General features: G+C 58.9%; 26 protein-coding genes and 5 pseudogenes. 20 read left to right on the top strand and 11 right to left on the bottom strand.

Annotation, left to right across the window (positions count from 1 at the left end):
* The first annotated feature begins 15 nt into the window (after positions 1 to 15).
* The 5 genes from QD357_RS15665 (at position 16) to QD357_RS15645 (ending at position 3944) form a co-directional block, all read left to right on the top strand.
* Positions 16 to 795 (top strand): NAD-dependent epimerase/dehydratase family protein, encoded by a 780-nt coding sequence (locus tag QD357_RS15665; protein ID WP_414124591.1) that lies wholly within the window; start codon positions 16 to 18, stop codon positions 793 to 795.
* Between the two features lie 350 nt (positions 796 to 1145).
* On the top strand, positions 1146 to 2165 hold the full coding sequence (locus QD357_RS15660) for a PAS domain S-box protein (RefSeq protein ID WP_414124590.1): 1020 nt from the start codon (positions 1146 to 1148) through the stop codon (positions 2163 to 2165).
* A 131-nt stretch (positions 2166 to 2296) separates the two neighbouring features.
* Complete coding sequence (locus tag QD357_RS15655) at positions 2297 to 2782, top strand: sensor histidine kinase (protein ID WP_414124589.1); 486 nt, start codon at positions 2297 to 2299, stop codon at positions 2780 to 2782.
* 51 nt (positions 2783 to 2833) lie between these two features.
* On the top strand, positions 2834 to 3460 hold the full coding sequence (locus tag QD357_RS15650) for a response regulator transcription factor (protein ID WP_414124587.1): 627 nt from the start codon (positions 2834 to 2836) through the stop codon (positions 3458 to 3460).
* 268 nt (positions 3461 to 3728) lie between these two features.
* On the top strand, positions 3729 to 3944 hold the full coding sequence (locus QD357_RS15645) for a hypothetical protein (protein WP_414124586.1): 216 nt from the start codon (positions 3729 to 3731) through the stop codon (positions 3942 to 3944).
* A 195-nt stretch (positions 3945 to 4139) separates the two neighbouring features.
* On the opposite strand, the gene QD357_RS15640 is transcribed toward QD357_RS15645, so the two are convergent.
* Complete coding sequence (locus tag QD357_RS15640; protein WP_414124585.1) at positions 4140 to 4568, bottom strand: type II toxin-antitoxin system VapC family toxin; 429 nt, start codon at positions 4566 to 4568, stop codon at positions 4140 to 4142.
* Positions 4568 to 4822, bottom strand: coding sequence for a type II toxin-antitoxin system Phd/YefM family antitoxin (locus tag QD357_RS15635; RefSeq protein ID WP_012490196.1), 255 nt, complete (start codon positions 4820 to 4822; stop codon positions 4568 to 4570). The genes QD357_RS15640 and QD357_RS15635 overlap by 1 nt, the downstream gene beginning before the upstream one ends.
* Positions 4823 to 5119: 297 nt before the next feature.
* On the opposite strand from QD357_RS15635, the pseudogene QD357_RS15630 reads away from it, so the two are divergent.
* Positions 5120 to 5665 (top strand): annotated as a pseudogene (locus tag QD357_RS15630) (IS21 family transposase); the annotation flags it as partial.
* A 9-nt stretch (positions 5666 to 5674) separates the two neighbouring features.
* On the opposite strand, the gene QD357_RS15625 reads toward QD357_RS15630, so the two are convergent.
* The gene (locus tag QD357_RS15625; protein ID WP_414124584.1) at positions 5675 to 6817 is read right to left on the bottom strand and encodes an ISAs1 family transposase; all 1143 of its coding nucleotides are present in this window, start codon (positions 6815 to 6817) and stop codon (positions 5675 to 5677) included.
* On the opposite strand from QD357_RS15625, the gene QD357_RS15620 reads away from it, so the two are divergent.
* From QD357_RS15620 to QD357_RS15590, 7 genes and pseudogenes are all read left to right on the top strand, one after another.
* Positions 6816 to 6974 carry a hypothetical protein gene (locus QD357_RS15620; RefSeq protein ID WP_414124583.1) on the top strand — a complete coding sequence of 53 codons (159 nt, stop codon included), beginning with the start codon at positions 6816 to 6818 and terminating at the stop codon, positions 6972 to 6974. The two genes, QD357_RS15625 and QD357_RS15620, sit on opposite strands and share 2 nt — an antisense overlap.
* Positions 6953 to 7099 (top strand): annotated as a pseudogene (locus QD357_RS15615) (ATP-binding protein); the annotation flags it as partial. The gene QD357_RS15620 and the pseudogene QD357_RS15615, both read left to right, overlap by 22 nt.
* An 89-nt stretch (positions 7100 to 7188) precedes the next feature.
* Positions 7189 to 7482, top strand: a pseudogene (locus QD357_RS15610) (DUF433 domain-containing protein); the annotation flags it as partial.
* A complete protein-coding gene (locus QD357_RS15605; RefSeq protein WP_414124582.1) occupies positions 7479 to 7769 on the top strand; it encodes a DUF5615 family PIN-like protein in 291 nt (96 codons plus the stop codon). The pseudogene QD357_RS15610 and the gene QD357_RS15605, both read left to right, overlap by 4 nt.
* Positions 7759 to 9198 (top strand): annotated as a pseudogene (locus tag QD357_RS15600) (ISKra4 family transposase). Before QD357_RS15605 ends, QD357_RS15600 begins: the two are co-directional and overlap by 11 nt.
* Positions 9199 to 9372: 174 nt before the next feature.
* Positions 9373 to 10014, top strand: coding sequence for a DUF47 family protein (locus tag QD357_RS15595; protein WP_414124581.1), 642 nt, complete (start codon positions 9373 to 9375; stop codon positions 10012 to 10014).
* Positions 10014 to 11033 (top strand): anion permease, encoded by a 1020-nt coding sequence (locus QD357_RS15590; RefSeq protein WP_414124580.1) that lies wholly within the window; start codon positions 10014 to 10016, stop codon positions 11031 to 11033. Before QD357_RS15595 ends, QD357_RS15590 begins: the two co-directional genes overlap by 1 nt.
* A 126-nt stretch (positions 11034 to 11159) precedes the next feature.
* On the opposite strand, the pseudogene QD357_RS15585 reads toward QD357_RS15590, so the two are convergent.
* The 8 genes and pseudogenes from QD357_RS15585 to QD357_RS15550 all read right to left on the bottom strand — a co-directional run.
* Positions 11160 to 12784, bottom strand: a pseudogene (locus tag QD357_RS15585) (methyl-accepting chemotaxis protein); the annotation flags it as partial.
* Positions 12785 to 12801: 17 nt separating this feature from the next.
* Positions 12802 to 14160 (bottom strand): ISKra4 family transposase, encoded by a 1359-nt coding sequence (locus QD357_RS15580; protein ID WP_414124579.1) that lies wholly within the window; start codon positions 14158 to 14160, stop codon positions 12802 to 12804.
* Between the two features lie 108 nt (positions 14161 to 14268).
* Positions 14269 to 15477, bottom strand: a complete 1209-nt coding sequence (locus tag QD357_RS15575; protein ID WP_414124578.1) for an FAD-dependent oxidoreductase — start codon at positions 15475 to 15477, stop codon at positions 14269 to 14271.
* A gap of 3 nt (positions 15478 to 15480) precedes the next feature.
* Positions 15481 to 16194, bottom strand: coding sequence for a gamma-glutamyl-gamma-aminobutyrate hydrolase family protein (locus QD357_RS15570; protein ID WP_183938362.1), 714 nt, complete (start codon positions 16192 to 16194; stop codon positions 15481 to 15483).
* A 25-nt stretch (positions 16195 to 16219) separates the two neighbouring features.
* A complete protein-coding gene (locus tag QD357_RS15565; RefSeq protein WP_183938363.1) occupies positions 16220 to 16882 on the bottom strand; it encodes an amino acid ABC transporter permease in 663 nt (220 codons plus the stop codon).
* Positions 16879 to 17538, bottom strand: coding sequence for an amino acid ABC transporter permease (locus QD357_RS15560; RefSeq protein WP_414124576.1), 660 nt, complete (start codon positions 17536 to 17538; stop codon positions 16879 to 16881). Before QD357_RS15560 ends, QD357_RS15565 begins: the two co-directional genes overlap by 4 nt.
* A 10-nt stretch (positions 17539 to 17548) precedes the next feature.
* Positions 17549 to 18301: an amino acid ABC transporter ATP-binding protein gene (locus QD357_RS15555; protein WP_414124575.1), complete on the bottom strand. Its 753-nt coding sequence runs from the start codon at positions 18299 to 18301 to the stop codon at positions 17549 to 17551.
* Positions 18302 to 18366: 65 nt separating this feature from the next.
* Complete coding sequence (locus QD357_RS15550) at positions 18367 to 19248, bottom strand: ABC transporter substrate-binding protein (RefSeq protein WP_183938366.1); 882 nt, start codon at positions 19246 to 19248, stop codon at positions 18367 to 18369.
* A gap of 167 nt (positions 19249 to 19415) precedes the next feature.
* Between QD357_RS15550 and QD357_RS15545 the strand changes: the two genes are divergently transcribed.
* From QD357_RS15545 to QD357_RS15515, 7 genes are all read left to right on the top strand, one after another.
* Positions 19416 to 20474, top strand: a complete 1059-nt coding sequence (locus QD357_RS15545) for a GlxA family transcriptional regulator (protein WP_414124574.1) — start codon at positions 19416 to 19418, stop codon at positions 20472 to 20474.
* A gap of 541 nt (positions 20475 to 21015) precedes the next feature.
* Entirely contained in the window at positions 21016 to 21585 is a 570-nt protein-coding gene (locus QD357_RS15540) for a hypothetical protein (protein WP_414124573.1), read from the top strand.
* A gap of 30 nt (positions 21586 to 21615) precedes the next feature.
* Entirely contained in the window at positions 21616 to 22296 is a 681-nt protein-coding gene (locus QD357_RS15535; RefSeq protein ID WP_414124572.1) for a hypothetical protein, read from the top strand.
* Positions 22293 to 23024: a PP2C family protein-serine/threonine phosphatase gene (locus QD357_RS15530; protein ID WP_414124571.1), complete on the top strand. Its 732-nt coding sequence runs from the start codon at positions 22293 to 22295 to the stop codon at positions 23022 to 23024. Before QD357_RS15535 ends, QD357_RS15530 begins: the two co-directional genes overlap by 4 nt.
* 17 nt (positions 23025 to 23041) lie before the next feature.
* Positions 23042 to 23794: a phage exclusion protein Lit family protein gene (locus tag QD357_RS15525; RefSeq protein WP_414124570.1), complete on the top strand. Its 753-nt coding sequence runs from the start codon at positions 23042 to 23044 to the stop codon at positions 23792 to 23794.
* Positions 23795 to 24296: 502 nt separating this feature from the next.
* The gene (locus QD357_RS15520) at positions 24297 to 24533 is read left to right on the top strand and encodes a hypothetical protein (RefSeq protein ID WP_414124569.1); all 237 of its coding nucleotides are present in this window, start codon (positions 24297 to 24299) and stop codon (positions 24531 to 24533) included.
* Between the two features lie 40 nt (positions 24534 to 24573).
* A complete protein-coding gene (locus QD357_RS15515) occupies positions 24574 to 25239 on the top strand; it encodes a hypothetical protein (protein ID WP_414124568.1) in 666 nt (221 codons plus the stop codon).
* Positions 25240 to 25409 lie beyond the last annotated feature (170 nt).

The raw sequence follows: 25409 nt of genomic DNA, 5'->3' as shown, positions 1-25409 counted from the left end.
CTGGTCGGAGGCCGCGTGACGCTGGAGGCGCGCACGCTGGACGTTGCCGAGGATCTGGCGGTAGATACGGAATTGTGGAAATGGGCGGCACGCGCCAAGCCTGGCTGTGTCGTGTTCTTCAGCTCCAGTGCGGCCTATCCCGTCTCGCTGCAGACGGTCGCCAACCACCGGCTGCTTTCGGAAGACATGATTTCTTTCGAGGCCGCCATCGGCGTGCCTGACCTCAGCTACGGATGGGCGAAACTGACCGGCGAATATCTGATGAAGCTGTATGTCGAGCGCTACGGCCATCGGGCGGTCGCATATCGGCCGTTCAGTGGCTATGGCGAGGATCAGGATCTGGCCTATCCATTCCCGGCCATTTGTCGCCGCTTGCTTAATGAAAGAGGCGCTCCGGAAGTGTTCGTCTGGGGTTCGGGCCGGCAATGCCGGGACTTCATCCATATTGATGATTGCATCGATTTTATCTGGCAAACCAAGGAACTATTGCCGGATGGCGCAAGCCTCAACCTTTCGACCGGCCGGGCTACCTCCTTTATGGAGCTGGCGGAAACCATTGCCCGACAAATTGGCTGGAATCCTGTCGTGAGCGGTCTCTGCGATCGCCCTGAAGGCGTCTTCTATCGCTGCGGCGATACGGCCTTGCAGCGCTCCTACGGACTCTCGCCGCGCGTCAGCCTGGAAGAGGGAATTGCGCGGATGCTCAATCATCTGCGCATGGAGCAGGAGCAGTACGACATCGCGGGTCGATTGTTCCATGCCCCGGGCTTTCACCCCCCCGGTTCGACACACTAATTTGCTTTAGCCTCTTTGGTTGGAATGGCGGTCAAATTAATGGGTGCAAAAAAGTTCTGCCTAAGCGGTTCCGGCTTATAGGCTCCCCGCTTCGCGCACCGATTCTCGACGGACAGGTAGCTCGGATTGACCAAGGGCCCGCCGATGGGCACGCGCGCTGCCAAGAATGGGTTCTTTCAGAAGGCCGATCGGAAGGTGGCGGAGCTGCCCAACCAATTCGGAAAGTGATTCCGCTCAAGCTATTCCGTCACAGGAGACATCATCACGCGCAAAGAGAGTGATGGCCTTCGTTAATTTCGACAAGGGCGACGAGCTGTTGCGCGTCGTGGATCCCTTCTTGAAAGAGCTCGATGATGATGGCTGCCAGTTGCTCGCCTTCTTCGCAATCGCGCGCAACATTCCTTTTGAGCAAAATGGCCACTCTGGCGGGCTGTGTCTTCGCGCCGGGGCGCATTCCGGTGTTGAAGCTGATTGCCTCGCAAGCCGCCAGCACGCTCGAAATCACCGGACTTTACCGCGACCTGGCAGAACGTGAAGCGCGAATAGGCCGGCTTGTCGAAGCGAACATCATCGGAATTTTTATCCGAGAAATCGGAGGTCGCATTGTCGAGGCCAACGAGGCATTTCTTCGGATCGTGGGCTACAGCCGTGACGAACTCTTGGCCGGTCGCCTGCTCGATAAAGAGCTGACACCGCCGGAATGGCGCGAGCGCGACGCCGAAGCCGAGGCCGAACTGAGAGTGACCGGCAGCGCCCGCCCCTTTGAAAAGGTGTACCTGCGGAAGGATGGCGGTCACGTACCCGTGATGATCGGTGAGGCAAGTTTCGAGGAGGCCGGGAGCCAGGCCGTGGCCTTCGTGCTCGACCTGTCCGAGAGCAAGCGAGCCGAGGAGAGGCTGCGAGCAAGCGAAACTCGCTTTCGGACCTTCGTCGACCATGCCACCGATGCCTTTTTCCTCCATACCGACGATCTGACCGTCATAGACGTCAACCGCCAGGCCTGTGAAAGCCTCGGTTACAGCCGCGAGGAATTGATCGGCATGCACCCGCGCAACTTTGACGGAGCTATCGACGAAAAGGCGCTTGTGACATTGGTGGATCGCGTCGACGCAGGACAGCCAATGACTTTCGAAACGCTCCACAGGCGTAAGGACGGAACAACGTTTCCGGTCGAGGTTCACGTCGGTAAATTCCGACAGGAAGAGCAATGGTTTCGTCTTTCGCTGGCGCGTGACATCACCGGCCGCAGGCAAGCCGAGGATGCTATTCAGCTTGCGCGAGCAGAACTTGCCCACGTAAGCAGGCTGACCACAATGGGAGAACTTGTACCCTCCATCGCCCACGAGGTCAGACAGCCGCTCACCGGCTAGTCAGCAGCGGCAATGCCTGCCTTCGCTATCTCGACGCGGATCCCCGTGACATCGTATCCGCCCGTCGCGCCATCGAGCGCATGATCAGCGACGCTTTTCGCGCATCCGAGGTCATCGACCGGATTCGGGCAATGGCGAAGAAATCGCCCGAGCGCAGGGGCCGGCTGAATATCAACGATATCGTGTCCGAGACGATTGCGCTGGTGTCCACGGACCTCGAACGCAGTGCGGTGTCGCTTCGTACAAACCTCTCCGACGGCTTGCCCCTGATCGTAGGGGACCAAGTGCAAATTCAGCAGGTGATCCTGAACCTTATAATGAACGCCAACGACGCGATGGCGGCGATGCCAAAGGGAGCGCGCGAACTCATCGTAAGCACCGAAAAGGCAGCACCCAATGCCATTTTGGTGGCAGTCCGCGATAGCGGCCCTATCCTCGAGCCGGCGAAGATCGCCGATATATTTGAGGCGTTCTACAGTACCAAGCCCAAGGGTATGGGCATGGGCCTGACGATCAGTCGTTCGATCATAGAGGCTCATAAAGGCCAACTCTGGGCCACCGCAAACGCGCCCCAGGGTGCCATTTTTCAGTTTACATTACCAACCGCGGAGAAATAATGGATCCATGTCCGGGGCGCCGCCTGACCGGCGCAAACATTGGGGACTTGGATGAAGGAGATTGTCTACATCATTGATGATGACACATCTGTCCGTGAAGATCTCGGCGATCTCCTGCGCTCGGTTGGACTTGAGGTACTGACATTCGCTTCCAGTCAGGAGTTTTTGGATAGCAAGCGCCCTGACGTTCCGGGCTGCATCATTCTCGATGTAAGGTTGCCGGGGCGTAGCGGCCTGGAATTTCAGAGCATGCTCACTTCCCTTGGAATTGAGCTTCCGGTCATTTTTATCAGTGCCCACAGCGACATTCCGATCTCTGTGCGGGCGATGAAAGCCGGCGCTATCGAATTCCTGACGAAGCCGCTGCGCGAGCAGGAATTGCTCGATGCCGCTTATGCCGGAATCGAACGCGATTGCGCTCGGAGGCAGGAAGTCGCGCTCATTGCCGAGCTTCGGTCCCGCTACGATTCCTTGACGCCGCGCGAGCGCGAGATCATGAACCTGGTGGTCGCGGGCAGCGTCAACAAGCAAATCGCTGCCCAAGTGGGCCTGAGCGAGGTGACTGTCAAAGTTCATCGCGGTCACGTCATGCAGAAGATGCAGGCGAGATCTCTCGTTGACCTGGTCCGGATGGCGGACGGCCTCGGATTGTCGACGAAGCCGTCGTGGGTCAGGTAGGCTCACGCATCTAGACCAAAGTATCGGGCGTCCGCCACGGGTGGATAGTCGGGGCGCCAATTCGGCTGGTCGCTTATCTCATTGGGCAATACGCTCCGAAGGCCGTCGGCTCTATCCTCTTATCAGCTGAAAACTTGCAGAGACAGGACGGACGTTATCGGGTCTCGGTGCAAGAATCTGCACCGGTCCGCGGGTCCCTACCATTGGACGGACGCTCATCATGTTGACGCAACGCGAGTAACCGAAAGACCGAGGAAAGGTATCGTTCATGCAAAACCAGAGATACGCTCTGCAGAAGAACCTCAACATCTACTGGACGGTAATCGATACCGTTTCAGACCGAAAAGCTCTCGTCAATGGCTTCGTTATGGACATGCTTACCGCCGATGAGGCCGAAGAATTGGTCAACACCGTGAACCGTGCAGAATCCCATGCTATCCTTGCGCCCGCCCAGAGGGGGCACCACGATCAAAGACGACAGTAACTCCTCGATCGCCATTCAGCCGACCGCTCGTCCTATAGACTGTGACGAGAGGACGATAGAGGGCGCTCGCACTCTTAAGGTCCCTCGCAGCGAAATGATGTTGAGCACACTGGGCGGAACTGCTCTTCTACATAGTTAGTCCGGGAATTGATGGGCGGATCGAGACTGAAACGATCCGACCCATCAATTCCCGGACTAACCATGCGGCACATCCCACGGATTCACGAGTGCAACTCCCATGCCCTCGAAATCCTTGATATTGCGCGTCACCAGCGTCATGCGACGGGTGAAGGCTGTCGCCGCAATATAGGCGTCATTAATCGGCTTCGGATTTGGCACATGCCATCGGGCCGCCTGGACCGCGGCCCCCTCGTCCAGAGGCAGGATGCGGCCGGAAAACGCGGTGAGAACGATATTCTCCAACCAGTTGCGCAGCACCTCGCCGGCGGCGACATCATTATGCTCCACCAGCCGGACGCCAATCTCCAGCTCATGCAAGACGACGGAGGAAATGAAGGTCTCGGCCGGATCGACGGTTTCGTTCCAGACCACGACGTTGCGATCAGCCCTTCCGCTCGCGACCTTGCGCAGTTCGGACACGACATTGGTATCGAGCAACCACATCAGGACAGGTCGACGGGCTGGGCATGTTCCGTGCGCTGCGGCAGCGGCAAGTCGATATCTTCCGCCCCCGGTGCGGCGAGCATATCACCAAGCGTCCGCATTTTGCCTGTCAGCCGCTTGTACTCGTCGAACGACAAAAGGACATGCGCAGGCCGACCCCTGTCGGTGATGATCACTGGTCCGTCCTTGGTGGCTCGCTTTGCGCGGCCAAGATCCTGATTGAGCTCCCGGCCTGACAGCGTGGTGACGGTCATGACAAGCCTCCAACATTCGTGGTTACGTAACCACATTTAGCCCGCATAGCCCGGAATTGCAAGATGTAGCAGCTCGTCCCCTTTCGGGTTCCTCGAAAGGGGATACGAATATGTTGTCCTGCCCCGCGCGCGTTGCAATCACAATCCAGTCTGTTGTGATTGGCTGCGTGACTGCGGGTTTCACAAAGTGCGGGACAGCGATTTCAGTAAGTCGCGGACAAAATATGCGGCGGATTTACATCGATTTTCGTGAGCGCCGATCTGGCAATTTGTCCTCGTGTTTTAAGCGAGGACCTGATGCGCAGACGGAAGCAAGCGAGACATACTGACGTGAAGGACATCCGATCGATACTGCGGCTGACGTTTGAGCAGGAATTGTCGATACGTGCCGTTTCTGAACGGCTGAAGATGAGCAAGACGTCGGTCTCGACGTATTTGCTGCGGGCTCGAGAAGCTGGGCTTGCCGTGTGGCCGCTGCCGCCTGGCCTGGACGACGACGACGTTCTCGAGCAGCGACTGTTCCGCCGGATGGGACGACCTCCGCGCGACACCGATGAGCCGAATTGGCCGAAGGTTGCCAGCGAACTGAAGCGCAAAGGCGTGACGCTCAATTTACTGTGGCAAGAATACCGTGAGACCCATCCGGACGGATATGGCTACGCCTGGTTTTGCTGCCGCTTTGCCGAATATGAAAGCCGCGTCAAACCCACCTATCGCAGCCGGCACGTTGCTGGTGTTGCGATGGAATGTGATTATGCCGGCCATACGATTCCGATCGTCGACCCGCTGACGGGCGAGATACACACGGCGCAGATTTACGTTGCGGTGCTGAGCCAGGGGAATCGCTTCAGGTTAATTTTGCTCTTGGGTGATGAGGCTTTCGAGATAGTCGTCGTTCAGGTTTGCCTTTTTGCGTCGGACTTTGAGGCTGTGTTTGTCTTTTGGATTTCGCACGAGGTTCATGGCGATGTGTTTGACGAGGGCCATGTTGTGCGGCCCTGAGGCGGTTCGCAATCTGGAGAGGTCGTCGTGGAAGACGACGTCGAGCACCCAATGCAATCGGTTCTCGATGCCCCAGTGAGCGCGGACGGCGGCAGCGAAGGTTTTCGGGTTGAGTTTGGCCGACGACAGATAATAACGCCTCTCGGTCTCGACCTTGCCTGCCCGCTCGGTGCGGCTTTCCACCATGGCGATCATGGCAAGATGGGGAAAGCGCGGCTCGTCGGGATAGCGGCGGTCGGAGATCAGCCAATCGACGTCATGGCAGACGGTGTGCCGGCGCTGCTCGATCCGGCCGTGATCGTTCTCGACGGTTGCCGTGTCCGTTTCGATCATATCGGCGGGCGGATCGGCGAAGAAGCGTGCGACGTCGTCATGGGTGGCGGGCCGGTTGGCCTTGAGGGCAAGCAGATAATCACCGCCGCGCCGCACGATCGTCTCGGCAATGGCCGTCTGCGTGCCCATGGCATCGATAGTGACGATGGCGCCGGTCAGTTCGAGCCGTTCCAGCAGCAGCGGCATAGCCGTGATCTCGTTCGATTTGACGTCGGTCGCTTCTTGACCGAGAACCAGCCGCTGCCGGGTTGCCCAGGCCGAGACCATATTCAGCGGTTCGCGTCCTCGGCTGCGCGCATGCGTCCGACGGGAGGTCTTGCCATCGATGGCGATGACGTCGGGATCGCCATCCCGCAACGCCTCGACCCACGATGTGAAGCAGGATTTGAACAATTCGGGATCAAGGGCGTTGATGACGTCGTTCAACGTGTCGTGGGAGGGCAGACCGCGCTCGAAGGCAAGGAAGCGCCGCAGAAAGTCCATACGTTCCTCGCCCCAAAGCCGGATCTCGACGAAATCCTCCATACCGCTCAGCGTCGCACACAGCACGAGCAGCAGAACCTCCGGCAGCGGGTAAACCACCCGCCAACACTGCCGTGGATCGGAAAGTGCTGAAAAATGATCAAGAATGGCCCGTGAAGAAGTAGGAGAGACTGGCATGAACGGCTCCGTCGATTCGAAGCTCCTCATGAATCACAATCCGACCTACCGGCGCCACAACCAATCAAAGCTGAAGCGATTGCCCTGGGTGCTGAGCGCGTCGCAATTGACGATCGAGGAAAAAGGCATCATGAAATCATTGGTGATGCCAAGATGACCACGGCTCTCCTCGACCGCCTAACTCACCGTTGTCATATCCTGGAAACCGGAAACGACAGCTTCCGCTTCAAAGCCAGGTCGGCCGCAGCAGCCCAAAAGAGAGGAGAAAAACTAATCCCTTGACCAAATCCTGATCCGAAAACCATACTCAGAAGTGGCTCACTTCTCGGTGGAAAAACCGGCTCAGTTCCGCGTGGAAACCAACAGAACGAATGATTGAAAGCGTGAAAGGGGTCGTGGGTGGCGAGCCGGTATTCAAGCGAACCCGTGTTCCTGTGCGAACGATTGCCGCGATGAAGACCCAAGGCGCAAGTACAGCGGAAATCGTTGAGGGCTATCCTTCGCTCACCGAGCGCATGGTGGAACTTGCCGAGATCTGGGTTGCGGCCCATCCCGCCAGAGGACGTCCGAGGAAGCTTTCAGAGCAGGGCCTGAAGGTGAAATCCGTGAAGCGCCTGGTCCTTCGCAACGAGAACGTCCCCAAGACGTCTGGCTCAACCTCGTGAAGTTTCTTATCGATGAATGCCTTCACACGTCTCTCGTGGCCGTGGCTCAAGAGCACGGTCACGATTGTTTCCATGTGAACTGGCTGGGACTGAGTGGCGAGACCGATTGGGACCTGATGCCTCGGATCATCGAGGAAGATTTCACGTTCGTGACGAACCACGCCCGCGACTTCCGGAAGCTCTATGCCAAAGAAGAGCTGCATGCGGGTCTGGTGATTATCGTCCCGCAGGCACTGCCTGTGCTGCAACGAGAATTGTTTGCCCTCATACTGCAGGATCACGATTAAGGGGAAGAACGAGTTCGGTGATGTTTGCCGAAAGGCGGTTCGTATCGACAAGAGTTGGGAGCGTCTGTTTGACGGCGACATTGGTCTGTCGATTGAGGACGGCAAGACAATTATGACGGCGCTGCAAAGCGCAGTCGGAGCCCATGAGGCTGAGACCTACTCCCTCTTCCGTCGGGTTTGCCCGGACTGCCACGCGTTCCGGTCGGTCAAGGACTACACATGACGCCGGATCCGAACCGTCTTCGGCACTGTGGAGGTCCGCAATCCTCGCTGGATGTTGTGCACGGATTGCTTTCCGGGCATGGACGGCGCCTTCGCGCCGCTGAAGGAAATCTGCCCCGATCGAGCGATGCCCGAACTGATGGAGCTGACAGCCCGTTTGGGAAGCATGATGCCCTACCGGCAGGCAGCCAAAGTGCTGGCCGAGTTCCTGCCGATTGAACCCACAGAGACATACGCGACCGTACGCAAGCGGACCATCAGGATCGGCGAACGGCTCAACGACCTGATTGAACGGGAAACATGGAAGGCGAGAGCTCAGACGGATGACCGTCGCCAGCTTGAGATGCAGCTTCCCGGCGATCGTCGCAAGGAATTCGTCATCAGCATCGATACCGCTCATGTTCGCAGCGCCGAGCCCAATGCAGCGCGAAACTTCGAGCTCGTCGTTGCCCGATGCGGTCGCGGAGGACGAGGCGAACCAGGTGGCCGCTATTTCGTCGCCGGCAGCACCGCCCAGCAAGCAATTCGCGATCGCGCCCTCCACGCGCTTGAAGGAGTCGGATATCGCGGCTTTGGCGATGTGACGGTGATTTCGGACGGCGCAGAAGTTCTCAAGCGGGTGCCCCGTGCCATGCCGAAACCTACGACCCATATCATCGACTGGTTCCACATCGCCATGAAGATCCAGCCCATGCAGCAGATTGCCGATCACATCGCGCGATCGCAGCCCAGCCCCATTGAAGCGCTTCCAACCATCGACAGAGATATCAGAGCTGTGAAATGGCGCTTGTGGCACGGCCGCGTGGATCGCGCGATCCGGGATCTGGAGCGGCTCCTGGCGCAGCTGCAGGGATCACGGCAAGTAAGCGAGTTCTCGATCGCACGGCTGCACAGCCTCGGCGTTCAACTCCTCACCTATATCCGCTCGAACTGTGGTGCGATTGTCGACTATGGAAAGCGTCACCGAGCTGGGCTTCGCGTCGCCACAACTCTCGCCGAGTCGACAGTGAATTCCCTCGTCGGCAAGCGGATGGTGAAGAAGCAGCAGATGCGGTGATCGCTCCACGGCGCGAATATGCTCATGCAGGTTCGAACTGCGGAGGCAAATGGTGAACTTCGCGATCGATTGCGGGCACCTTTCCGACAGCCTGAAGCGAACTTGCCACCACTCTTCAAACCAAAACCGCCCCTCCTGCGTGCAGTTTAACCCCAGTGAAATTACCGGTCTCACAGGCGTTACGCGCACACCCTCACCCGTCACAAATCTGTCATAAACCGAAATTCGGCCCTATCTCCTCAAGCAGATAATGGTTACGACACGGTGTCCCGGATAACGGCCGACATCGTTTTTTTTACGCACACCAAAAATCGCGAGGTGCTTATGCTGGGTTGGTTTCGAAGGTTGATGCCACGCGAGGACCGGTTTTTCGACCTCTTCGAACAACATTCCAAGACGATCGTCGGCGCCGCACAAGCACTAGATAGGTTGCTGTCGGGAATAGAGGTCGAGCAGCAATGCGAAGCGATCGTGCGACTGGAAGACCAGGCGGACAATATCACCCACGAAGTCATGCTGGCCGTGCGGCGAAGCTTCATCACCCCTTTCGATCGCGGAGACATCAAGGACCTCATCCAATCCATGGATGATGCGATCGACATGATGCACAAGACGGTGAAGACTATCCGTCTCTTTGAGCAGGGTAGCTTTGATCTCGGCATGCAGGAGATGGGCAAGACGGTCGTCGAAGCCGCCAATCTTATTGCCGAGGCAATCCCATTGCTTGATCGCATTAACGCCAACGCACCGCGACTTTCGGTGATCGTCGAGCAGGTGACCCGTGTTGAGGGCCGATCCGACGAGCTTCACGATCGGGGGCTCAAAGATCTGTTTCGACGGCACGGCGCTAATAATCCGATGGCGTATATGATCGGCAGTCAGATCTACGGCGAGCTGGAAAAGGTGGTCGACCGTTTCGAGGATGTCGCCAACGAGATCAGCGGTATTGTGATCGAGAATGTCTGATGGATGCCACCCTCGCCTTTCCGCTTCTCGTCGGCCTGATCGCAGTCGCCTTGCTGTTCGATTTTCTCAATGGCCTGCATGATGCGGCCAATTCGATTGCAACAATCGTATCGACGCGGGTTCTGAGGCCACAATACGCTGTCTTCTGGGCAGCCTTCTTCAATTTCATTGCCTTCCTGTTCTTTGGCCTCCACGTGGCCGAAACGCTCGGCACCGGCATCATCGATCCGGCGATCGTCACACCGCAGGTGATCTTCGCAGCTTTGATTGGCGCCATCGTTTGGAACGTCGTCACTTGGATATTTGGCATTCCCTCCAGTTCCTCGCATGCTCTGGTCGGCGGCTTGGTCGGAGCGGGTCTCGCCAAAACCGGACTTAGTTCGATCGTCTGGAACGGCCTGCTAAAGACCGCGTCAGCGATCGTCTTGTCACCGATGATCGGCTTCCTTTTGGCGCTATTTCTCATCCTGGCGGTGACATGGATATTCATCCGCCAGACGCCGTTCGCGGTCGATCGATCGTTTCGCTTCCTGCAATTTGTGTCAGCGTCCCTGTATTCGCTCGGCCACGGGGGCAATGATGCCCAGAAGACCATGGGCATCATTGCTGTGCTTCTCTATTCGCAGGGCTACGGCGGCGGCAGCTTTCATGTGCCACTCTGGGTAGTGCTTTCCTGCCAGGCTGCAATGGCCCTTGGCACGTTGTTGGGCGGCTGGCGCATCGTTCATACGATGGGCTCGAAGATCACCAAACTAAACCCGATGCAAGGTTTCTGCGCCGAAACGGGCGGCGCTTTGACGCTCTTCGGTGCCACGTGGCTCGGCATACCCGTTTCAACCACCCACACCATCACCGGCGCCATCATCGGCGTCGGCGCCGCAAAGCGCGTGTCAGCAGTGCGATGGGGTTTGGCGGGCAATATCGTCGTCGCCTGGGTTGTTACCCTGCCGGCGGCGGCGATCATTTCGGCACTGTCGTTTTGGCTGGTAACGGCCGTGGACCAGTTCTTTTTTCTTTGATCCGGGTCGGGCGGTCCGGCAACGCATCGCTATCGGCAACCAGATTTGCTGGGATGAGGACAGGCACGTCGGTCCCGATGAAAGAGTTGCCCTCGCATTGATTGCCAGGCGAGCGTCAACGCTTTCTCAAAACTCCTCCCATGACGAAGCGGCAGTCCCGGTTGCAGCGCGTCCGCCAAAGGCGCCCGCGAGCTTCTGGCTGAGCGCACGCGCCGGCGAGGCGACCGGTTTATTCTGGGGGGTGACAGCGCGTGGCGCCATCTGTGTGGCATCCAGTTTGAAGCGGGCGATCAGCCGGGCAAGATTGGCCGCCTCGTCAGCAAGGCGGTTGGTGGCGGCCGTCGATTCCTCGACCATTGCCGCGTTCTGCTGCGTGACCTGATCCATTTGATTGACGGCGGTGCTGACCTCCGAGAGACCGGTCGACTGCTCTTTTGCCGCCTTTGCAATCGAACGCACATGCTCGTCGACCTTGACAACATGGCCCTGGATCTGCCCAAGCGCTTCGCCGGTCGCCGTCACCAGCTTCACCCCGGACTGGACCTCTGTGCTGGAGCGGGTGACCAGCGCCTTGATGACCTTGGCCGCGTTGGCTGAACGTTGCGCGAGTTCACGCACTTCCTGTGCCACGACGGCAAAGCCCTTGCCGGCTTCACCGGCGCGCGCCGCCTCGACACCGGCATTGAGCGCCAGAAGATTGGTCTGGAAGGCGTCGATGACGTTGATGATCTGGACGATCTCGCCGGAGGCCTGCTCGATCCGCCCCATTGCCGAAACGGCTTGGGCGACGACATGGCTGGACTGCCCGGTTCCCTTCTTCGCCTCGTCAACCATGTGGCTGGCTTCAACTGCCCGCTCGGTCGAGTGCTTCACGGCAACGGTGATCTCCTCCAGGGCGGAGGAGGTTTCCTCGAGCGACGCCGCCTGCTGCTCGGTGCGCTGCGACAAATTTCCGGAGGCGATCCTCATCTCTCCGGCGCCGCCATTTATGGTGTCGACGGCCGCTCGTACCTCACCCAGCACAGTGCGCAAATTGGTCATCGTTGCGTTGACGTTTTCCTTCAGTTCGCCGAATGCGCCTTGGAATTCGCCGCGCATCTTGTCGTTCAGATCACCCTCCGCCAGCGCCGACACGATGCGGCGAGTCTCGGCAACGCCTTGGTCGACGGAGGTGACGAGCTTGTTGACCTGCCCGGCAAAGCGATTGAGGTCAGCATTGTCGTGGTCCTTGGTGATGCGCTGCGTGAAATCGCCTGCAACCGCGGCCGAGACGACCGTGCCGATGCTCGACTGCACGTCGGCGCTCTTTGCCTGAAGCGCTGCCTCCTGCGCAGCCATCTCGCGGATCTTGATGCCGTTTTGTTTGAAGACTTCGACAGCCCGGGCCATCTGGCCGATTTCGTCGGTACGGTCGGCGAACGGTATGTTCGTATCAAGGTTGCCTTGGCGAGATCTCCCATTTTTGCGGTAATCTTGCCGATCGGCCTTGCGATCGCCCGGGAGCCAAATACAGCCGCGCCGATCAGCGTAACGATGGTCAAGAGCCCGATGCCAAGATTGAGGGAGAGGACCAAAGTTGTGGTCGAATTCGCTTCCGCATCGGCATTTGTCGCCATCGCCTTTGCCGCATCCACCCCTTCATCGATCAGCTTGGCCGTCTCATCGGAAATGGACAGCAGCTTGGCCTGAACGTCCTTTTCCTTTGCTTCGAGCGAAGGATCGGTGGCTTTGAGGGCAACCTCCGCCGGGAGTGGAAAAAAGATGGGGGTTAGGCTGCAAGGCTGAGCTTTGCCTGCTTGAGACGACCATCGGCGACGGCGGCTCGGACCTGTAGAACCCGATGAGCGCCAATCGGCGACCAACGCATCTGACGCTTCTTGTTCATGCGGGCATTGACGAGGCTGTTGGCGGCGCTTTCGGCCGGCGAGCTGGATATCGGCAGGCCGGACCAGTATCGCCGACAGTAGTTGGCGATCGAAGCTGCGTTCTGCACCAGGTAGGTGCCAAGATTGTTGATCAGTTCGCATAGACGCCTGAGCCTCCCGGCAGCGTCGCGAAGTCCGGGATGCTGATCCAATTGGGCGAGCATCTGCGTTACGGCTTCGCTTGCCTCCCGGACATATCCGCTCCAGAGGAGATGCCGAAGCCTGGGCACATGGACCGCGACGTTTTGTAGATAGACATCCAGATTTCGCAGATGTCTGATGCCCTCCCAGGCCTGTTCGATGTGCCGCAGCCGCATCGATAGATGAAACCAGTCGAGAATATGCGTGACGGGCTGGCGTGTTGCGCTGAGGACGATACTCTGCAGCCCGACCTCTCCGTCGCTAAAGACAGTGACGTCTCTGCCAGGCAGCCATCCTTGCGCGCGCATCGCCGCGCGAACGATATGGTGTTTGCCGGTAGCGATATTCGGCGCGCCGGCAAACTGACGCGGTGCTCGGCCCTGCGAAATAACCCGTCCCATGGCGACCTCGAAATGCCGGCTTTGATAGCCGGGAGCCGCGCGAATATAGGCGCCATCAATGAAAACGGAAACGGGAGATTTGCCGGCGCGACTGATACGATAGGGGCCTGCGATGTCCCACTTTTCGATCTGATCGGCAACCTTGCCGAGCCGGTTGCTCACGGTTCGATGATTATGGGGCCTTGCGGCCGGCACAAAGATATCAAGCATACGAGCGGCTTCTCGAAAGGACAGACGGGAACCCAGTTCGGCTTGGATGCGCTCCAACTCCGGGGTAGCTCGGCCATTCAACAGGGTCTCGACGCTTCCCGTGCCCAACCTCGCGGTCGATCCGCAGGCACAGCTGCGCCACCGCGGCACACGCACTTGGCAAGATCCAAAGAGTGAATGGATCGTACGGTACCTACGATCATGCACCGAGCGACGGCGGTTACAGTCTTGGCACTTCCGATCTCGCTGGGCGGCTTGATCCGTCTGAAACTGCGTCAGTTCCTGTTGTAGGCGCCGCTGTATCTCCTTGGCTTCTTCGAGGGAGAGGCCAAAATCGTTGAGACGGGCCCCATCGAAAGACCGGTCGACCTTGGCTATTTCGCAACACTGCGACACGCCATCACTACCAACAAGCTCGACCGAGATGATCATCTTTAATTGCGACGCCAAACAAATGTCCCTTCAGAAAAGGCACCTGCTTACCCGGAATTTCTTACCCCCACCTTTTTCCCACTTCCGCAGAACGGGCGCATTCTTACAATTAAATGCCAAACGACATCAGTCTAGGAAGCCAGCAATCCTGCGAGCGGAGCCAAGCGCCAAAGTCCAACCAAGCATGCCGTGACCAACGTTAATGTAGAGCCCGGCCAAGTTGCGCGACGGACCTATCATAGGCCTCGATGAGGGCGTCATCGGCCGCTCGCCGGACCAACGCATGAATTCCCGTCTGTCATCGAAACATCCCGGTAGCACCGATCGGGCGGCGGCATGGAGCACATCGAAGCGCCCGGCATCGAAACCCGCACCCCGACGCTCGATATCGGCCAGTCCGGCGACACGAAAGCGGTCGCCGATCGCCACGAAGGCAAGCTTGCGCTTCACGTCCGTGAGGCTGACGAGCGGTGTATCGGCACATCTGGCCACGGTGAGCGAATAGCCACGTACCGGCTGGATGCCGGCTGCCTCAGGCAGATCGGCCATGAGGCCATGGATCAAAGGGCCGGCGGTGACGACGGCGCGCTCAATCCCGAGAGGTTCGCGGTCTGCAAAGCGCAGAGCCCTAAGCTTTCCTTGCCTCTGTTCGAAACCTGTGACCAGTCGGTTAAAGCAGGTGACGACACCGAGATGATCGACCATATGACGCGTCAGCTGCCGGCAAAAGGCCGCGGCATCGCCCATGGCATCGCCGGGCGTGTAGACCGCACCGCCGATTTCACCTTGATAGTTCCTCAATGCAGGCTCAACCGCCAGGGTCTCCGGCATCGAGAGGACCGATTGTTCGAAGCCGAGCTGCCGTTTGCGTTCCACACCCGGTCTCGCCGCGACAAGGCTGGCTTCATCGGGATAAAGATGCAGCTTGCCCGCCACCCTATAGTCGAAATCGATATCGACTTCGGCCAACAGTTTTGTCATTTCCTCCCGGGACTCCCCGGCAAGCCGGAGGATCGCATCCGTATTTCCGCGCCAGCGCCACCCCGGCGTGTTGGCCAGGAACCGCAAACCCCAGAGAAGAAAATCGGGATCTAGCCGCCACCGGACACGAAAGGCCGGGTCCCGACCGCCTATGATCGTCGGCAGATGGCGCAGCAGGGCGGGGGACGCCATGGCATCGGCATAGGCCCAGGACAGCTGCGCCGCATTGCCGGCGCTTGCTCCCCTGCCCGGCTCGCAAGCGCCATCGATCAACGTTACCTCATGGCCCTCACGGGCCAGAAGATAAGCCGTTGCGACACCCACGACACCCGCCCCGATGACTGCGATCCGCATGGGTCAGAGCCTCTCATGCCGGGCCGTGGAGCGCGCGACGAAATCCTGCAGGATTGCCTGGTCGAAGCGCGTCAGCCCGTATTCCGGATGCCATTGCACCCCGAGGCAGAATGTCGGTGTCAGCCCCTCGAATGCCTCGATAACCCCATCCGGCGCGCGTGCAACAACGCGAAAGCGCCCCTCTCCGCTCAGTCGGTGCAGATGCAGGCTGTTGACCGATGTCTTGGTCTCTCCGAGTAACAAGGCGAGTTCGCTCTTTGGATCGAGCAGCACCGCATGCGCAAGATGATCGGGGATTTCACTCGGCTTGTGTGAAATGACCTCGGCATCCGTCTTCGGCAGAGCGGCGACGAAGGTGCCCCCCAAGAGTTCCCCGATCAGCTGCATGCCGTGGCAGATGCCGAGCAGCGGCTTGCCCGCGTCAAGAACCCGGCCGACCAGCGTCCTCTCGAAGTCCCGCCTCTGGGGCTCGACTTCCACGCCCGGCGTCGTGCCCGTGATCACTACGCCATCGGCAAGGGCGAGCGCGGCGTCGATAGTCTCCTCCTCGTAGGGTAGGATTAGGGGCACCCCGCCAGCCTTGCGGATCGCTTCCATGTAATTGGCGCGGACGACATATTGGCGCTCGCTCCACGGGCCTGGCTGGATTGTCAGATCCGGCGTCATCAGGATCACGGGCAGGCGCGGTACGCCGGTATCTTGGGTCGAAACCGTCATTGTCTTGTCTCTTGCAAGGATGAATTCAGCGGGCGCTCGCAACGGCCAGGCGCCGGGAGAGCAGCGAAAAAGGCCAGGCGATGACGAAATAGCAGAGGCCGACCATCAGGAAGATCTGCAGCGGCAGGAAATACTCGGTCGACATAGCCCTTCCCGTCAGCATCAGCTCGTTGACCGTAATCAGCGATGTCAGGGACGAGTCCTTGAGTAGCGAAACGAAGGTGACGACCAGCGGCGAGAGGATGACCCGCACGACTTGCGGCAGGATGATGAAGACAAAGCTTTGCGCCGGTGTCATGCCGACGGCAAGGGCCGCCTCCCGCTGGCCTTTCGGGATCGCTGCCAGACCGGCGCGGAAAAGCTCGGCCACCTGGGCCGCGAAGGCCAGGGCCAGGCCGATGACGCCGGCGGTGAATGCGTCGAAGGTGATGCCGATCCCCGGCAGGCCGAAATAGAGCAGGAACAGCAACGCCAGCAGCGGGACGCCGCGCACGACCGTAACATAGAGCGCCGCGAACTGGCGCAGCAGTGGCGACCGGGCATTGCGGCACATGGCGAGGATGAGGCCGAGTACCAACGAAAGGACAAATGCACCGATGGACAGAAGCGTGGTAATGCGCATGGCATCCAGCAGCAGCGGAAGCCACTCGGCACCATATTCATCGAAGGGCTGGAAGAAACTGGTCATGCGCTCAATCTCCCGACGCGACGCTCGAGCAGGCGGATAGCCTGCATCAGGGGCAGACCAAGAAGTAGGTAAAGTCCGGCCGCCGTCACGTAGATCAGCGTGGTCTGAAATGACGAGGTCACCATGGAGCGCGCATAGAACATGACTTCGGGTGCGGCGATGGCAGACACGATCGACGTGTCCTTCAGGAGCTGCACGGCATAGTTTCCAAGGGAAGGCAGCGCGATGCGCAGCGCCTGTGGCGTGAGGATGGAAAAGATCGTCTGGTAGGGGCTTAAGCCGACGGCAAGGGCCGCCTCGCGCTGTCCCTTGGGCAGGGCTGCAAAGCCGGATCGGAAGAGGTCACAGGTCACCGCCCCGCCGATCAGGCCGAGCCCCGCGATCGCCGCCGTCATGGGAGACAGGCGGATGCCGATGCTGGCAAGGCCGAAATAGAGAATGAAGAGATGCGTCAGCGCAGGCACGTTGCGCATGATCTCGCAATAGGCATCGATGAAGGCATTGGCGGCGCGGATGTTCGAGAACTGGCGGATCAGCGCGAGCGCGAAGCCCAGCGTCACGCCCAACACCAATGATCCCAGAGTCACGGTGATCGTCACGCCGACGCCGAGCAGGAGACCCTCTAGCACCATGAGGAATGTCGCGATTGCCGTCATGATGCGGTCCTCAATGCCTGATCTTGCGCAGAAAAGCCTGGGTTCTGGCCTCCCTTGGGGAAAGGATCAGATCTCGCGCCGGCCCTTGCTCGACGATCGCCCCTCCATCCAGGAAAAGCACACGGTCGGCGATATCGCGGGCAAAGGCGATCTCATGGGTGACGATGATCATGGTGCGTCCTTCGGCCGCCAGCTCTTCCATCACCTTCAGCACCTCGTGCACCAGCTCGGGGTCGAGCGCGGATGTCGGCTCGTCGAAAAGCATGAGCTTCGGCTTCTGGGCGAGCGCCCGGGCGATTGCCACGCGCTGCTGCTGGCCGCCGGAAAGCTCCAAAGGGGAGGCATCGGCGCGGTGCGTCATGTGTACCTTCGCCAACATCTCCAGCGCCAGTTCGCGCGCGGCCTTGGCGGAGAGCTTGCGGACCTTGCGGGCGGCAATGGCCACATTCTCGGTGACCGACAGGTGAGGCCAGAGATTGAATAGCTGGAAGACCATGCCCATCTCGGCGCGCTGCGGCGCGAGATGGCGATCCCCCATGATCCGGCCGTTGTGTACACCGATCCGCTCGCCATCCAGGCGGATCTCGCCGTCCGATGGCTTCTCCAGGAAATTGAGACAGCGCAGGCAGGTGGACTTGCCGGAGCCCGAAGGGCCGATCAATGCGATCTTCTCCCCTGCCCTCACGTCGAAATCGATGCCTTTGAGGACCTCGACAGGTCCGAAATTCTTGCGCAGGCCCGTTACGCTCAGGAGCGGTGCCACGGTTCTTCCTTTCCGCGATGATGAAGCAGATGGGAGCCCGTCTCGGGCTCCCATCGAACCGGCTCTCAGCCCGAGGTCTTGCAGGAGGGCAGCTTGTAGTCGGCCGGGCGATCGACGCCGGCGCGGAAATTCTCGCCTGCAGGCGTGTACCAGACGTCGTCCGAGAGACCGTAGCGCTCGCCAATGGACTTCATCTCGCAGGTCTTCCACATGTCATTGATGATGGCGTCCACCTGCTTACGCAGATCGTCATTCTTCTTGTTGAAGCCGTAGACGACCTGCCCGAGCCCCGTCAGCAGTGGATAGTTCGGATTGCTGTCGGTGAAGGCCAGGAAGTGCATGTTCCATTGCGGGTTCTGCTTGATGGCATAGGAAACGACCGGCGGATCGCCGATGACGGCGTCAATGCGGCCGGCAATCAGGTCACGCACGGCGGCATCCGCCGTATCGTAGAGCGATAGCTGCAGGCCGTTGATTTTCTTCAGCTCCGGCACGAAGGAGAAGCCGGTGATCGTGCCGACCTTCCTGCCCTCCAGATCTGACAGCTTGTCCCAGCTGGTCTTCGTCGACTGCATGATGCCGTTCTTGAAATAATGGATCGGCTGCGAAAGCGACATGATCTCGGTACGCTTCTGCGTCCATCCCATGGTGCCAAGCATGACATCCACCCGGCCGGACTGCACCGAGGCGATGGTGCCGGACCATTCCATCAATGCCGGCTGGACTTTCAGCCCGAGCTTGTCGGCGATCCGCTGCATGATCTCGCCGTCGTAACCGATCAACTTGCCGTCCTGCCAGCCCGAGCCGGGCATGTCGCCGGTGAAGGCGACCGTGAGCTTGCCGGCTTCCGCCAGCTCTTCAGCCCGTACCATGGAGGAAAATGCGGAAAGGCTTCCGCCTGCCAGCAGCGCGCACACCACCAGCCTTCTCGAAAGAGAAAGTGCCATCTGTCTGATCCTTGATGTCTGAGTTCCCCGATCCGGTTGCGGTGTCCGCCCCGGATACTTGCTTCAACGAGGACAAGCTTGCCACCGCCGTCGCCGATAGAATTTTAAAAAACGGACTTTTTCTTTGAAAATTCGACACGTACAGTGGCAAGGTCCAGGGAGGCACCATGACGTCGAACACGCAGGATACCATAGCCCAGCCGGAGACCGACTATGTCAGCTGGCTCGATGGGCTCTGGGCACAACGGCTCCTGTCCGCGCGCGACCGAAAGCCGGATATTTCAGTGGGCATCCTGCTGTGGCCGACCTTTCCGATGATGTCGCTCACGGGGGTCATCGAGCCTCTGCGGCACGCCGCCGATTTCGGCGACAACTCCCGGCCCCTGCATTGCCGCTGGTCGATCATGGGAAAGCCGGGCCAGTCAGCCGTGGCGAGCTGTGGCATCCGGGTGCAATCCGACGGCGCCTATATCAACCCGACCGACTTCGACTACATCGTCGTCATCGGCGGCCTGCTGCCGCACCTTCGCACCGCGCCGACCTCACACAGGGATTATATCCGCGTGGCCGCTGCCGCCGGCGTGACGATCATCGGCGTCTGCACTGGCGCCTTCGTGCTGGCGCAGGAAGGACTGCTGACCAGCCGCAAAGCCGCGATCCATCCGTTTCATGCCGAGGATTTCCGGATCGCCTTTCCGAACCAGCCGCTCTCCATCCGTGATGATTTCCTGATCGACAACGGGCGCATCACCGTGCCCGGCGGCATATCGATCCTGTCGCTGATGACCGAGCTGATCCGCAGGCATTGCGGCCCCGACCGCGCGGCCAAGGCCGTCCACCAGCTCTCCCTGACCGAGCAGCGCAGCATGAGCGCCTTCGACCACGAGCGTGCCTCCTCCTTCCGCGATGCCGGCGACATCAGGATCCAGCGGGCAATCGTGCTGATCGAAAGCCGCAAGGGACGGGATGTCTCGCCGGAACTGGCGGCGGAAACGGCTGGGCTTTCGCCGCGCCAGTTCGCGCGGCTTTTCCAGGAGCATATCGGCATGACGCCCAAACGCTTCATCCTGGAGACCCGGCTGAGATATGCCCGCTTCCTCCTTGAAAGCAGCCTGATGCCGATCACCGAGATCGCCTTCGAGACAGGGTTTTCGGACTCTGCGCACCTCGCAACAGCATTCAAAAGCAAATACGGTTGCAGCCCGCGGAGCTTGAGAAAGACGTGATTGCTTTCGCTGAAGAGTTTCCACCCCCTACGGGTATACAATCTTCGCCTTGATGGGTTTCGAACCGTTGACCAGTAATTTTGGCAGACGAAACCTCGACAAAACAGCCACTTAGTTGAAATGTCGATATTGTATGATTTTCTTGTGTCGACATGTGGCGTCGTCATCCGACCTTTGTTCCATCATGCCATAATTGCGGTGGCAATCACCCTGGCCAAAGCCGCTAGATTCCTCGGGAAATGTACGCGGTATCTCCAGCTGAAGTGCATTCCGCTTTTCCCGAGATTGTAGATAGTATTTGAGGTTGTGCCAGCGAGAGATGACCAAGCGCATTGCTTCGGCTCAAAATCTGGTCTTAATAGATTCGAAAAAAATATCGCCCCCTCGATCATCACCAGCTTTCACCTTGGCGATGCATTGGTGTGAGTCATATCGAGCCCTTTGCTTCAAGACGATCAATCCTTGGCGCGGCGCCCACAGATTGACAGCACGCATTGCTTCGGGCTAACTGTCCTCAGTCCTAGGACAGAGGACAGTGTTTATGAAGAGCCAAGATATCGTCGTCCTGCTAAAGCTGGTAAGCCTGCAAGAGCAGGAACTCACCAAAGGCATTGATCAGTTGCGATCGGAATCCGTGGTGGGAGACCCGTATTCTGTTCGGAACCTAGAGGCGCTACTCGGGATCAGCAAGACCGAAATAGCGCAGTCGATCAAGCGCAGCGTCGCGTCAGGGATCGCTCGAAAAGACAATGCCAAGAACGAGCCTAGGCCGAGCCGAAGGAACCTGTTCGGCTTCATTACCACCGGGCTAAAGTTCGTCTTCCCCGCCCAAGTTGGGCCGATGCAGCGCGGCGTACCGACCGCTTTCGCCGCACCTATGCTCACGGAACTCCTGATCAGCGGCGGGACGTACAACTACGTTTGGCCCTATGCCAACGGAAGGGAGATGGGGCAGGCGGTGGAGCCGCTCTTCAAGACCGTGCCGGACGCAGTCCTGAAGGACGACGCACTCTATGAGTACCTCGCGTTGGTCGATGCGATCCGGCTCGGGAACCAGCGGGAAGTTGGTCTCGCGACCGACCACCTCAAGTCAAGGATCATGAGCAAATGACAGCGATCCGCGCTCCAACTGCTGGAAATGATGAAAGCCGTTGCCTCGGCCCTTGGCGAAGACCTCCGTTCGCGCCTGGTCCTCGTTGGCGGATGCACGACCGCGCTATTCATCACTGATCCGGTCACGCTCGAGGATGTGCGTGCCACAGACGACATCGACCTGATCGTTGACCTGGCGGGCCTTCCCGCCTGGGCACAGCTCCAGGAAGAGCTTCGACATCGGGGCTTCATGGAGGCCGCTGACGAGGCGGTGATCTGCCGCATGCGTCTCGGCAAGCTCACTGTCAACTTCATGCCGGATGATCCGGCTATCCTCGGATTCGGAAATCGATGGTACGCGGGTGGAATCGAGACGGCACAGCACTACCAGCTCTCGGAAGACCTCGCGATCCGGATCCTGACGCCGCCAATGTTTCTTGCGACGAAGCTCGAGGCCTATGCCGGAAGGGGAAACGGCGACTTGATCATGAGCCGTGACGCTGAAGACATCCTCCTTATTGTCGACGGCAGGGAGGAGCTCCTTGCCGAGGTCACGGCGGCCGACAACGACATTCGAAATTTCATCGCCGGACAGTTTCGTGCGCTCCTCGATCAAGGTGACTTCGACGATTTCCTCGATGGCAATATCCGCGGACCCGCCGGTCGTGTAGAAATCGTCCGGGACAGGTTTGTCTCGATAAGCCATTGTGCGGATGGCCCCGCACAATGAAAATCGAGGCCCGATGGTTGAGCCAAAAAGGAACGCGCACCGACGACAATCGCGACCATGCGGGGATCGCGGGGAGACATGGCGAATTCCTTGCTATCGTGGCTGATGGCGCCACGAACGGCTCGAACAACGGGGGATATGCACGGGCAATCGTCGAAGCTGTCGTCGACTGGTTTGCCGGAACCGACGATGCGTGCGGCCACGAGCTCATGCAAGCCAAGCTCCGGGAGATTCATCAAGCCCTTCGCAAATCGTTTCCAAGGGGTTCCGCCAGCATTATCCTCTTTCACGTAACGGACACAGGCTCCTTGACGGTTCTCCACTCAGGAGATTGCCTTCTTGGCAGGCACGACGGCCAGGTACACTGGCAAGTCACGCCACATACCCTTGCGAACGCCCTGGCGGACATGCCTCTCGATGCCATCGCAAGATCCCCCACGAGGCACCTTCTCACCCAGAGTTTTCGTTCCAGGGAGTTCATGGCCCCAGACGTCCTCGCAGAAAAGAAGGCCAGCGGCACGCTTCTTCTTGCCACCGATGGCTTCTGGGCGGAATTGACGGAAAGCGAGCAAGAAGCCTTCCTTTGCGGCGGCCAGTCAGCTGCTCCAGAGAGAGATGATCGCAGCGTGCTACGATTATGGCTTTCTGCCGAGGAGCCGTCCAAAATCTTGCTGGACGATGGTGGATCGACCAATTTTTACGTGCGGACTCAGGCGCACCAGAAATAACCCAGGAGCAGTAAGTCATGGAAGACGGGACATTTATGGGCGACACGCTGCCGAATTTTTCAGACCTCTTCATTGGCTACGAAGCAAGGATCCAAACGATCTTCGATAGAATTGTCGCAGCGTCGAGCGTTAATCCTCCTCCCAAGCTGGAGTTCACCGAGGAGCACTCGTCGATGCTTTTCAAGTGCAAGCCAAGCGAGGCCTCGGTAACGGCGGACTGGCACGGAATTGCCAGCCTCTGGGCCATGTCGCAGGGCGTTGGCCGCTTGTGTGCAGCGATGTTCAACGCCCGTCGCTCCGGGCAGGCTCGCTTGGATTTCGTGGAAGGTTCGGAGGCGGAACTCGGTTACCATTTCATCCACGAGGCGAGGGCGCTGGTCAAGCCGCGGGGCCACCGATGGAACACCTATTTCCCGAAACCCGACCTCGGGTCAGATAGGTTAATCGCCGGCGACATATTCTTCTTCCGAGCGATCGAATGGATTCTTGCACATGAAGTCGGTCATATCGTTTCGGGCCATGATGATCGTGCCTGGACGGCGCAACAAAGCCGCGATGAGGAGAGGGAAGCGGACCGCTTTGCAACGTGCTACGTGATGGGCGAGCTCGCCGCCGATCCTGGGCGCCAACCAGTGAAAGGCCCTCGCAAGACGAGATCGAGCTCGAGCGTCGGGCGATTGCCGCGGGACTGGGCTTGGTCTGGGTGGCAATTTACGAGGACACGCGAACCCAAGATACTGATATGTATCCCGCAGTGGCCGCGCGAATAGACGACGCCATAACGGGATTCGGCTTGACCGACGATAGCGCGGCATTGGAAATCCTCTCCGACTTCATCAAGGCCTGGATAGATCCAGAGGGGCAATGGCCAGTCGCGCCGCCATCGGACGCAACCGCGAGGTCGGCCATGGATGAGGCTTGCGCGCGGTTGTACGACCATGCACGCGAGGCACGGCAATAATCGCCAGCCGAGCGGCCTTGGCGTCCGGGGAACTATCTTGCTCACGACAAATTCGGCCGCGAGGATCATGTTCGAGACCCATCGGGCTAACGCGCTGAAATTGCTCAACCGCAGAGATATACCAGTCTTTAAAGTAACGGCTGAATTGAGGCCCGCCACAGAATTCCGCACTGCGAAAGTTTCGATCAAATTTTACCGGCTTTCCCGATGTCGCAGAATAGTGCACAGCACCGCCAGCTTCAGCTTTGTTAACAAGCAAGTTGTCGAGTTCTCTCCGGCAGCGATCAGATCACTTAGTCAAGAGTAACGGCATGTCCCCATCGTACTTGTTAAAAAGCCAGCTTTCGGAAAAGCAGATCGAAGCGGATGTGTCGTTTTATCTAGGTTGGTGCTCAAACGAGATGCCCTTTCGGCTTCTTGATATCGACGAGCAAGAAACGGGTGCCGACAAGCTTTTCGACGGTCACCGTACCAATCTACATACAATTCAAAAAGTCGCAGGGTCTGCAGCCGCTTCCTCCGCAACAGCTAAAGCGCCGCGTAGTTGAGGACAAGATGCAATCTGTCCGTCGATTTCGTCGAGACCATATGCTGTCAGACGATCCCACACTCTTTTTTGGTCTTCGCGCTATGGCCGAGCACGCCAGCGATTTTCAGCACAACATACTTCTGGATCATCACAGACCTGAAAGCAGTCACGCGATCTACGTCGCGCCACTACACTTGGACAAGGAGCGCTACTTTGTCGATTTGCTGACCGGCAAGAAGCACCTTGATGACCCCTGGATATGGAAACGCGCCGAACTATTGTCTGATGTCGGGCATCGCGCATGGTTGAGCCGCTACGCCTTCCAGCCTTTTCTAAGGAACCATATTTCGATCGCTCCGCACGAGAGAGTAAGCACACACCGCCACTTCTACGCCTTTAGCGCCTCCGGCGATGAAGTCAGCTGGCATTCGCCCTCTGTAGTTCCAGGGGGGCCCTTCAGGCTATCTGACTTCATGACAAGCAGGGTCCGACAGATGATTGCCGGTACTGGCGATCTCCCCTCGCCCGAACAAGCTCTTGGCGTGTGCGAGTATGTCGCTGAGCAGTACAACTTCGACATTCCCGGTCTGAGCTCTTCAGGGACGGCCTTCGATCGCCTTCGACACTACGGTCGCTGGCTGCATAAAGCGCATGATATCCGCCAAATCCTTCTTTGTGCAGACAGGGAGAAAATCGAGGCAATCCGGGAACGGGTGCATAGCTAGTTTCCGTCCACAAACACGCGTATTTAGGCGCGTTTACAAGGGTTTGTCCTTGGCGGTGAGAGTGGTTTTGGGGCGACGGACAGGATCATGAACGCTTGTGATTGGGCAGTATACAGTTGGCGGCGCTGAGGCGTACGCCACGAGGCCGGCATTGTAGCGACGGCGCAATT

Source organism: Rhizobium sp. BR 317 (genome assembly GCF_047445835.1).
GTDB classification, from domain to species: domain Bacteria; phylum Pseudomonadota; class Alphaproteobacteria; order Rhizobiales; family Rhizobiaceae; genus Rhizobium; species Rhizobium paranaense.
Note: the sequence above shows the minus strand (reverse complement) of the source record. Positions and strands in the feature narration are given on the sequence as shown.

Coding starts and splice junctions, on each gene's coding strand:
- QD357_RS15590 (WP_414124580.1), top strand. CDS start 10,014: ATGGATGCCACCCTCGCCTTTCCGCTTCTCGTCGGCCTGATCGCAGTC.
- QD357_RS15595 (WP_414124581.1), top strand. CDS start 9,373: ATGCTGGGTTGGTTTCGAAGGTTGATGCCACGCGAGGACCGGTTTTTC.
- QD357_RS15570 (WP_183938362.1), bottom strand. CDS start 16,194: ATGACGGTTTCGACCCAAGATACCGGCGTACCGCGCCTGCCCGTGATC.
- QD357_RS15640 (WP_414124585.1), bottom strand. CDS start 4,568: ATGTGGTTGCTCGATACCAATGTCGTGTCCGAACTGCGCAAGGTCGCG.
- QD357_RS15530 (WP_414124571.1), top strand. CDS start 22,293: ATGAAAATCGAGGCCCGATGGTTGAGCCAAAAAGGAACGCGCACCGAC.
- QD357_RS15635 (WP_012490196.1), bottom strand. CDS start 4,822: ATGACCGTCACCACGCTGTCAGGCCGGGAGCTCAATCAGGATCTTGGC.
- QD357_RS15660 (WP_414124590.1), top strand. CDS start 1,146: ATGATGATGGCTGCCAGTTGCTCGCCTTCTTCGCAATCGCGCGCAACA.
- QD357_RS15545 (WP_414124574.1), top strand. CDS start 19,416: ATGACGTCGAACACGCAGGATACCATAGCCCAGCCGGAGACCGACTAT.
- QD357_RS15575 (WP_414124578.1), bottom strand. CDS start 15,477: ATGCGGATCGCAGTCATCGGGGCGGGTGTCGTGGGTGTCGCAACGGCT.
- QD357_RS15520 (WP_414124569.1), top strand. CDS start 24,297: ATGTCCCCATCGTACTTGTTAAAAAGCCAGCTTTCGGAAAAGCAGATC.
- QD357_RS15655 (WP_414124589.1), top strand. CDS start 2,297: ATGGCGAAGAAATCGCCCGAGCGCAGGGGCCGGCTGAATATCAACGAT.
- QD357_RS15645 (WP_414124586.1), top strand. CDS start 3,729: ATGCAAAACCAGAGATACGCTCTGCAGAAGAACCTCAACATCTACTGG.
- QD357_RS15525 (WP_414124570.1), top strand. CDS start 23,042: ATGGAAGACGGGACATTTATGGGCGACACGCTGCCGAATTTTTCAGAC.
- QD357_RS15625 (WP_414124584.1), bottom strand. CDS start 6,817: ATGCCAGTCTCTCCTACTTCTTCACGGGCCATTCTTGATCATTTTTCA.
- QD357_RS15565 (WP_183938363.1), bottom strand. CDS start 16,882: ATGACCAGTTTCTTCCAGCCCTTCGATGAATATGGTGCCGAGTGGCTT.
- QD357_RS15550 (WP_183938366.1), bottom strand. CDS start 19,248: ATGGCACTTTCTCTTTCGAGAAGGCTGGTGGTGTGCGCGCTGCTGGCA.
- QD357_RS15515 (WP_414124568.1), top strand. CDS start 24,574: ATGCTGTCAGACGATCCCACACTCTTTTTTGGTCTTCGCGCTATGGCC.
- QD357_RS15620 (WP_414124583.1), top strand. CDS start 6,816: ATGAACGGCTCCGTCGATTCGAAGCTCCTCATGAATCACAATCCGACC.
- QD357_RS15560 (WP_414124576.1), bottom strand. CDS start 17,538: ATGACGGCAATCGCGACATTCCTCATGGTGCTAGAGGGTCTCCTGCTC.
- QD357_RS15540 (WP_414124573.1), top strand. CDS start 21,016: ATGAAGAGCCAAGATATCGTCGTCCTGCTAAAGCTGGTAAGCCTGCAA.
- QD357_RS15650 (WP_414124587.1), top strand. CDS start 2,834: ATGAAGGAGATTGTCTACATCATTGATGATGACACATCTGTCCGTGAA.
- QD357_RS15535 (WP_414124572.1), top strand. CDS start 21,616: ATGAAAGCCGTTGCCTCGGCCCTTGGCGAAGACCTCCGTTCGCGCCTG.